The sequence below is a fragment of the Collinsella sp. AF05-9 genome (genome assembly GCF_003465595.1).
In the GTDB taxonomy this organism is placed as follows: Bacteria; Actinomycetota; Coriobacteriia; order Coriobacteriales; family Coriobacteriaceae; genus Collinsella.
This window is the reverse complement of sequence record NZ_QSBB01000006.1, coordinates 89,471-97,874: the sequence shown is the minus strand read 5'-3', so window position 1 is coordinate 97,874 and position 8,404 is coordinate 89,471. Positions and strand designations below refer to the sequence as shown.

The following is an 8,404-nucleotide window of genomic DNA, read 5'->3' as shown; positions in this document are numbered from 1 at the left end:
ATGCCGAAATGGCGCGAAGCACGCGGTTGACAAAACCATAGAGACACGTCCCAAATTGACTGCTTTTGAGTTGCGGTGATATACGGACTGTTTGAGGCTTCCGGCTTGTAAAACAGTCCGCATTTCACCGCAACCGCTGAGGGGATGGGTTAGCGCAGCAGGCCGGCTACTTCGCCTGCTAGGGTGATGGTGCCGGCTGCTACGAAGGGCTCGCCCGCGGCATCGAAAGCCGCGAGGGCCTCGGATACGCTGGGGTACACGCCCGCGAGCTTGTCGGCGTCCACCAGGGAGGCAAGCTCCTGTGCGGGCAAGGCGCGATCGGAATCGGTCTGGGTTACGACCACGCGGGGGAACGCCGGAACCAGAACGTCAACGATACCCGCCACGTCCTTATCGGCCAGCGCGGCGCACAGCAGCGTGGGGCGGTTCTCCACGCACGGATCGATCTCGTCCAGTGCGCTCACAAAGTTCTCGCAGCTCTGGGGGTTATGACAGGCATCAATCAGCTTGAGCGGATCGGTCCCCAGCACGTCAAATCGGCCCGGCGTGGGGCAGCCCATAAGCGAAGCGTCGAGCGCCTCATGGTCGAGCTCGCGACCCAAATACCCCTCGCACAGCATAATCGCGCACGCAGCATTCTGCGGCTGATAGGCCGGCTTAACCATGCTCGACGTATAAATCGCACGCGGCGTGGTGCAGCTAAACTCCACCGTATCGCCCACGTGTGCCGGAAGTTTGGTCGTCGTATGGCTCACCACGAGCGGCACAGCGCCGCACTCTCGGCAACGGGCATCCATCACACGCTGAACGCTCGGCTCATGCGTGCCCTCGCCCAGCACAACCAGGCGCCCGGGTTTGATGACCGCGGCCTTCTCCCCCGCAATGGCCTCGAGCGTGTCGCCCAAAATACGCGTGTGATCGAGCCCAATGCCCGTAATGGCAACGGCGACGGGATCGGTCGCACTCGTGGCGTCCCAACGGCCGCCCATGCCAACCTCGAGCACGGCAACATCCACGCGAGCCTCGGCAAACACCACAAGAGCAGCAGCCGTCAGCAGATCAAACGGCGTGATGGTATAGGCGCGCTCCCCCGCCGTCACACGACGGGCATTCACGCGATGCCCCGCCTCGACGGCGGCAGAAACGCCACGGGCGAATGCCTCATCGCTCACGACACATCCATCGACTTCCATGCGCTCGGGATAGCGTACCAGCTGTGGCGACGTATACAGCGCGGTCTTGAGCCCCTCACCACGAAGAATGGCAGCCGAAAAACGCGTAGTCGAAGTCTTGCCATTGGTGCCGGCAACCTGAATGCAATCAAAGTACTCGTCCGGACGTCCCAGCTCATCAAGCATATCGACAACCGTCTCGAGCAGAGGCCCAGCATCCCCAGAAATCCGCCCCGTATCAGCAGCCAGCCCAACAGCCTCATCAAACGAAAGCAAATCAAACTCAAAAGGAACGGTATACAAGCCGGAACGCTTAGGCATTTTTAGAACCGCCATTCATAGAAAAATAAAACAGTATAGGTTGAGGATAGTCAGCGAAAACGCCTCTGATGAGCCAAGGTGCCGTGAAACAAGGGCGCATAGGGCTTATGCCCATGCGCCCGAAGTTGAACGGCAGATTGGCCATCAGAGGCGTTTGCAGCGTCGAGTCAGCCGCCGTTCGTTAGAACGGCGGAATAAGTGTCCGCAGTAGCGAGCAATGCCCCAAACCGCGTCCCTCAGTTACGCCTACGAGAAGTCAGCAACCTGAGCAGTCAGCGCCGCCAGGATCTCCTTGAGCTCAGCTGCACGGTCCCTCTTCTTCTGGACCACCGCGGGTGCGGCCTTGGCCACAAAGCCCTCGTTGGCAAGGGTCTTCTCGCAGCCAGCAAGCTCCTTCTGGGCCGCGGCGATCTCCTTCTCCAGGCGTGCCTTCTCGGCCGAAAGGTCAACCTTGCCCTCGAGCACCACAAAGACCTCGACACCGCTATCGACCACGGCAATGCTCGCAGCCGGCTTCTCAACATCGGTGCCCATGACCAGCGAAGCGGTGTTCGCCAGCGGCTCAATCGTGGAGCGCAGGCTCTCGAGCTTCTCGATGTCCTCGGCACCGGCGCGCACGACCACGTCGAGCTCCGCCTTGGGGCTTAAGCGATAACGCGAACGGGTGGCACGGGCGGCGGAAACGACGGCACGGCACAGCTCAAACGCGCGCTCGGCGGGCTCGTCGACGTACTTGGCGTAGTCGGCGGGCTCGGGCCACTTGGCGATCATGAGCGCCTCGGCGCGGTTCACGTTGCCCTCGGCGTCCAGGTCGAGCACGCTCGCCGGCATGTTGTCCCAGATCTCCTCGGTGACAAACGGCATAAGCGGGTGCATCAGGCGAATGGAGGTGTCGAGCACAAAGATCAGGTTGCGCTGCGCCTGTAGACGGCCCTCGCCCTTCAGACGGGCCTTGGTGACCTCGACGTACCAGTCGCAGACCTCGTTCCAGAAGAACTGCTGCACGCCGCGGGCCATGTCGCCAAAGGTGTAGTTCTCAATACCCTCGGTGACCATCTTGACGGCCTTTGCCAGGCGGCTGAACATCCAGGCGTCGGCCGGCGTCTCAACGACGGGCTCGCCGGGCGTGTAGCCCTCCATGTTCATGAGCAGGAAGCGGCTGGCGTTCCAGATCTTGGTCACAAACGACTTGGCCTGGTCGGTACGCGGGCTGTCGATGAGCTTCTTGGTCTTCTTGTCGATGTTCGCGTCAAACTTAACATCCTGGTTGTTGGTGCACAGCGTGAGCAGGTTGTAACGCATGGCATCGGCACCGTACATGCCAATGAGGTCCATGGGGTCAACACCGTTGCCCTTGGACTTGGACATGCGGCTGCCGTCCTTGGCCAGGATCGTCGGGTAAATGACGACGTCCTTAAACGGCACCTCGTCCAGGAAGTACAGCGAGCTCATGACCATGCGGGCAACCCACAGCGCGATGATGTCGCGCGCGGTGACGAGCGCCGTCGTGGGGTGATGTCCCTCGAGCAGCTCCGGCTTTTGCGGCCAGCCCTGCGTGGCAAAGGTCCACAGCTGCGAGCTGAACCAGGTGTCCAGCACGTTCTCGTCCTGATGCACGTGATGGCCGCCGCACTTGGGGCACACGTCGGTGTCCTCGGTCAGGGCGTCCTCCCAGCCGCAGTCCTCGCAGTAGAACACGGGGATGCGGTGGCCCCACCACAGCTGGCGGCTGATGCACCAATCCTTGAGGTTCTCCATCCAAGTGGTGTAGGTCTGCGTCCAACGCGCGGGGTGGAAGGTGACCTTGCCGGAGTTGACGGCGTCGAGCGCCGGTCCCTTGAGTTTGTCGACGGCCACAAACCACTGCTCGGACAGCCACGGCTCCAGGGCGGAGTCGCAACGGTAGCAGTGCATGACGGAGTGGTCGAGCTCTTCGACGTGGTCGAGCAGGCCGTGCTCGTCGAACCACTTGACAACGGCCTCGCGGCACTCGTCGCGGTTCATGCCGGTAAACTCGCCATAGCCCTCGACGACCACCGCGTGCTCGTCGAAAATGTTGATCTGCGGCAGGTCGTGGGCCTGACCCATGGCGTAGTCGTTGGGGTCGTGAGCCGGGGTGACCTTAACGAAGCCGGAGCCAAAGTTGGCATCAACGTGCCAATCCTCAAAGATGGGGATCTCGCGGTTGACGATCGGCAGCATGACGGTCTTGCCCACGAAGGCGGCCTTCTCGGGATCCTTCGGGGAGACGGCGACGCCCGTGTCACCGAGCATGGTCTCGGGGCGCGTGGTGGCGACGACGATGTAGTCCTGGCCGTTGACCGGCTCGGTCAGCGGGTAGCGCAGGTGCCACAGGTGGCCCTTCTCGTCCTTGTACTCGGCCTCGTCGTCCGAGATGGCGGTGGTGCAGTTGGGGCACCAGTTGACGATGCGCTTGCCACGGTAGATCAGGCCGTCGTGGTACCAGTCGCAGAAGACCTTACGCACGGCCTGGGCGTAATCCTCGTCCATGGTGAAGCGCTCGTTGTCAAAGTCGACGGAGCAGCCCATGCGCTTGATTTGCTCGACGATGATGCCGCCGTACTCGTGGGTCCAGTCCCAGCAAGCGTCGACAAACTTATCGCGGCCAATCTCCAGGCGGCTGATGCCCTCGCTCTTGAGCTTCTTGTCGACCTTGGTCTGTGTGGCGATACCGGCGTGGTCGGTGCCCAGCACCCAGCGCGTGGACTTGCCGCGCATGCGGGCCATACGGATGATGGCGTCCTGGATGGAGTCGTCGGTGGCGTGACCCATGTGGAGCTTGCCGGTCACGTTGGGAGGCGGAATGGTGACGGTGCAGTCGCCCACGCCCTCACGGCGCTTGTAGTAGCCGCCGTCAAGCCACTTCTGCAGGATCGCCGGCTCGTTGGTCGACGGATCGTAGTTCTTGGGCATTTCTTCCATATATCTCCCCCTGTCCCATCGGGGAGGAATGTAGGCTCGCTAGGGTCTGCATTCCTCCCCTTAGGTATCGATTACTTCAGTCTGATATGACTTCGCTGAGGCTTAAACAAACACACAGAATAACACAGGTAGTTGGGGTTATTGCGTATATATAAAATAGCCTCCGACCGCGGATGGTCGGAGGCTATTTGCAAGCACGTTTTTGTCAGGTTTACCCGTAGATGCGTCGGGGCTGTTCTTCGCCCTTTACGGAGGCTTCGGTCACAACGACCTTGGAAACGCCCTCCTCGCTGGGGAGGTCGAACATCGTCTGCTGCAGCACGTCCTCGCAGATGGCGCGCAGGCCGCGGGCGCCGGTCTTGCGGGCGAGCGCCATGCGGGCGATCTCGTGCAGGGCGGCGTCCTCAAACTCAAGCTCGACGTCCTCGAGCTGGAACATCTTGCGGTACTGGCGCACGACGGCGTTCTTGGGCTCGGTCAGGATCGACACCAGGTCGTCCTCGTCGAGCGCCTGCGTCTGGGTGACGACGGGCGTACGACCCACGAACTCGGGGATCATGCCAAAGGCGTTGAGGTCCTGCGGGAGCACCTGACGCAGCAGGTCGTTCTCGTCGACCGAGGTGGGACCGGCGATCTCGGAGTTAAAGCCCACGCCCTTGTTGCCCACGCGGTCGGCGATGATCTTATCCAGGCCCACAAAGGCACCGCCGCAGATGAACAGGATGTTGGTCGTATCGATCTGCAGCAGCTCCTGCTGAGGATGCTTGCGGCCGCCGGTGGGCGGAACACTTGCCACCGTGCCCTCAAGAATCTTAAGCAGCGCCTGCTGAACGCCCTCGCCCGAGACATCGCGAGTGATGGACAGGTTCTCGGCCTTGCGGGCGATCTTGTCGATCTCGTCCACGTAGATGATGCCCACCTGCGCGCGCTCAATTTCGCCATCGGCGGCGTTGATGAGCTTGAGCAGGATGTTCTCCACATCCTCGCCCACGTAACCGGCCTCGGTGAGCGCGGTGGCGTCGGCGATGGCAAACGGCACCTCGAGGATGCGCGCGAGCGTCTGGGCGAGCAGGGTCTTGCCGGTGCCGGTGGGACCGAGCAGCAGGATGTTGGACTTGGCGAGCTCCACCTCGTCCATATCGTCGTCGAGCTGCGAGTCCAAACCGTCGTCAAAGGCCGAAAGCGCAGCGCCGCCCTCGATCACGCGACGATAGTGGTTGTACACGGCAACCGACATGGCGCGCTTGGCGTCCTCTTGGCCCATGACATAAGCCGAAAGCTCGTCATAGATCTCGTGCGGCGTCGGCACGTGCGTGATGACCTGGCGGTCGTCCTCGAGCTCAAAGCCCTCGGTCTCGGGGTCCACAGCGGGCTGCCCGGCAGCCTGGCCGTGGTCGTTGAGGAAGCCCGGCAGCTTGCCATTGCGGGCAGCGTCCATAAAGTCCGAAGCCAGCGACTCCTCCAGAATCTCGGAACAGGCGGCGACGCACTCGTCACAGATAAAGATGTTGGTCGGGCCCTTTACGAGGCGACGGACCTGGCCCTGCTCTTTTCCGCAGAAGGAGCAGCGGATGGGATTGCCGTTCTCGTCAAAGTTGTCCTGCATGTTTCCTGCCATCCTAGGCATCCTTCGCGGCAAGATCGCGCGAGGTGACGATACGGTCGATCAGACCGTAGTCGAGGGCCTCGGCAGCCGTGAGGTAGTTGTCGCGCTCGGTATCGGCCTGGACCTTCTCGATGGGCTGGCCCGAGGCGTCGGACAGGATCTGGTTGAGCTCGCGGCGGGTCTTCTTGATCTCCTCGGCCACGATCTCGATCTCGGTCTGCTGACCCTGGGCACCGCCGCTGGGCTGGTGAATCATGACCTTGGAGTGCGGCAGGCAGAAGCGCTTGCCCTTGGCGCCGGCCGAAAGCAGCACGGCAGCCATAGACGCGGCCATACCGACGCAGATGGTGGAGACCTGCGGCTTGATGAAGTTCATGGTGTCAAGAATCGCCAGGCCAGAGTAAACCTCGCCACCGGGCGAATTGATGTAGAGCGAGATATCCTTCTCGGCATCCTGGCTCTCAAGATGCAGCAGCTGGGCAACGACCAGGTTGGCGCTGACGGAGTTGATCTCCTCGCCCAAGAAGATGATGCGGTCGTTGAGCAGGCGCGAATAGATATCGTAGCTGCGCTCGCCGCGCGGCGTCTGCTCGATAACGTATGGCACGAGTGCGGAATCGAACTTAGCGATCATACGCATCTCCATTTCTCTCTTGCGGACCAAATTGGTTCTAGATAAACGTACGGTGCCCGCATGCTATGCATTGGCTGGCACCGTACGAAGCAACCGGATAATCGGCTTATAACTTTACCCCATCACGGGCGCATGCATGCGCTCGTGGGCAAGGTGGCGAGAATTACTCGGCGTCCTTGGCGGTCTCGTCGACCTCGGTCACCTTGGCGTTCTCGACCAGGTGGTCGACGGCCTTGGAGCGACGGATGGACTCGCGGACGGCAGGCATGCGGCCATCGGCGATGAACTCAGCCTTGGAAGCCTCGACGTCCTTGACGCCGGCCTTCTCGAACTCGGCGTTGATGTCGTCCTCGGTGACCTCAATCTTGAGCTCGCGGGCGAGAGCGTCGAGCGCCAGGGACTCACGGGCAACGTCGTTGGCCTGCTTGTGCAGGTCGCCGATGAACTGCTCCATGGTCAGGCCGGAAGCGGGCAGCCAGGTGTCCAGGGTCATGCCGCGGGCAGCGAGGTTGGACAGGAAGTTCTGGCCAAGCTCCTCAAAGACGGACTGCTCGTAGTCGGCATCCATCTCGTCGAGCTGCAGGCGCTCGGCGAGAGCGGAGACGCAACGGTTCTCCTTCTCGGCCGGGAGGCGGGAAGCCTTGTCCTGCTCGATCTCGATCTTGATGGCGTCGCGCATAGCGTCGATGCTGTCGAAGCCAAAGTCGGACTTGACGAGCTCGTCGGTGAGCTCGGGGGTGTTGCGGACCTTGATGCCCTTGACGGTGACCTCGACGGTGTGGGTCTCGGCCTCCTCGCCCTCCTCGGCTTCGTCGGTCCAGGTGACGGACTTGACGTCGTCAACGTTGGCGCCGATCAGAGCCTCGTTGAACTCGGCGGGGTTGCTGTCGCTACCGGCGATGAGCATACGGCCCTCGGCGGCGAAGTTGTCGGCGTTCTCGACGGCCTTGAGGTCGACGGTGACATAGTCCTCGGCCTCGACGGCGCGACCCACGACGTCCTCGAAGGTGGCACGGTAGTTGAGGAGCATCTCGACCTGGTTGTTGATCTCGGACTCGGTGACCTCCGCAGGGGGCATCTCGATCTCGACAGCGTCGAAGGAGGAGAGCTCAGCGGCGGGACGCAGGGAGAACTCGACGGTGTAGGTGTAGTCCTCGTGATCCTTGGCGAGGTCGAGCTCCTTGTAGTCACCGCTCTTGGTGGGGACGATGTCCAGCTCGTTGAGGACGGCGGGCTCGTTGGCGGCGATCAGGTCGTTGGTGGCCTGAGCGAGGGTAGCCTCGGCGCCAAGAGCAGAGTCGATGACCGGACGGGGAGCCTTACCGGCACGGAAGCCCGGGAAGCGGTACTTCTTGGCGGTGTCCTTATAGGCCTTCTTGATCGCGGCGTCGACGTCGGCGGCCGGGATGGTGACCGTAGCGGTGAGCTTGGCGTCCTTGACGTCAGAAGCGGTGATGTTCAACACGTTCCTCCTCATACTGCCCAGCTTATCTGAGGTGCTGGTACCTTTATGCAACAAAGTGTCGCGACGGCCGAAGCCGACGCAGATGCGTTGGTGCGGGCGAAAGGACTCGAACCTTCACGGGAATCCCACCAGAACCTAAATCTGGCGCGTCTACCAATTCCGCCACGCCCGCATGAGCGCACAGACTAGGAATGATAGCAGATACGAACGACAAGCGCACGCACACGTTTTACAGGCTCACGACCTCACCACGAGTGCGAAAG

At 61.9% G+C, this 8,404-nt stretch carries 5 protein-coding genes and 1 tRNA gene; all 6 read right to left on the bottom strand.

Features of this window, described 5'->3' with window-relative positions:
- Positions 1-149: 149 nt before the first annotated feature.
- The 6 genes from DWV43_RS03490 to DWV43_RS03465 all read right to left on the bottom strand — a co-directional run bounded on the left by DWV43_RS03490 (position 150) and on the right by DWV43_RS03465 (position 8,313).
- On the bottom strand, positions 150-1,493 hold the full coding sequence (locus DWV43_RS03490; protein ID WP_117817090.1) for a folylpolyglutamate synthase/dihydrofolate synthase family protein: 1,344 nt from the start codon (positions 1,491-1,493) through the stop codon (positions 150-152).
- Between the two features lie 246 nt (positions 1,494-1,739).
- On the bottom strand, positions 1,740-4,436 hold the full coding sequence (locus DWV43_RS03485) for a valine--tRNA ligase (RefSeq protein ID WP_117817089.1): 2,697 nt from the start codon (positions 4,434-4,436) through the stop codon (positions 1,740-1,742).
- Positions 4,437-4,647: 211 nt separating this feature from the next.
- Complete coding sequence (gene clpX, locus DWV43_RS03480; protein WP_117817088.1) at positions 4,648-6,054, bottom strand: ATP-dependent Clp protease ATP-binding subunit ClpX; 1,407 nt, start codon at positions 6,052-6,054, stop codon at positions 4,648-4,650.
- Position 6,055: 1 nt separating this feature from the next.
- Positions 6,056-6,676 (bottom strand): ATP-dependent Clp protease proteolytic subunit, encoded by a 621-nt coding sequence (locus DWV43_RS03475; protein ID WP_022095182.1) that lies wholly within the window; start codon positions 6,674-6,676, stop codon positions 6,056-6,058.
- 163 nt (positions 6,677-6,839) lie between these two features.
- Complete coding sequence (gene tig, locus DWV43_RS03470) at positions 6,840-8,141, bottom strand: trigger factor (RefSeq protein WP_233509174.1); 1,302 nt, start codon at positions 8,139-8,141, stop codon at positions 6,840-6,842.
- 88 nt (positions 8,142-8,229) lie between these two features.
- Positions 8,230-8,313, bottom strand: a tRNA-Leu gene (locus DWV43_RS03465).
- Positions 8,314-8,404: the final 91 nt, after the last annotated feature.

Excerpts from the sequence above, each read along its gene's own strand:
- DWV43_RS03490 (WP_117817090.1), bottom strand. The coding sequence starts at position 1,493 with ATGCCTAAGCGTTCCGGCTTGTATACCGTTCCTTTTGAGTTTGATTTG.
- DWV43_RS03485 (WP_117817089.1), bottom strand. The coding sequence starts at position 4,436 with ATGGAAGAAATGCCCAAGAACTACGATCCGTCGACCAACGAGCCGGCG.
- DWV43_RS03475 (WP_022095182.1), bottom strand. The coding sequence starts at position 6,676 with ATGATCGCTAAGTTCGATTCCGCACTCGTGCCATACGTTATCGAGCAG.
- clpX (WP_117817088.1), bottom strand. The coding sequence starts at position 6,054 with ATGGCAGGAAACATGCAGGACAACTTTGACGAGAACGGCAATCCCATC.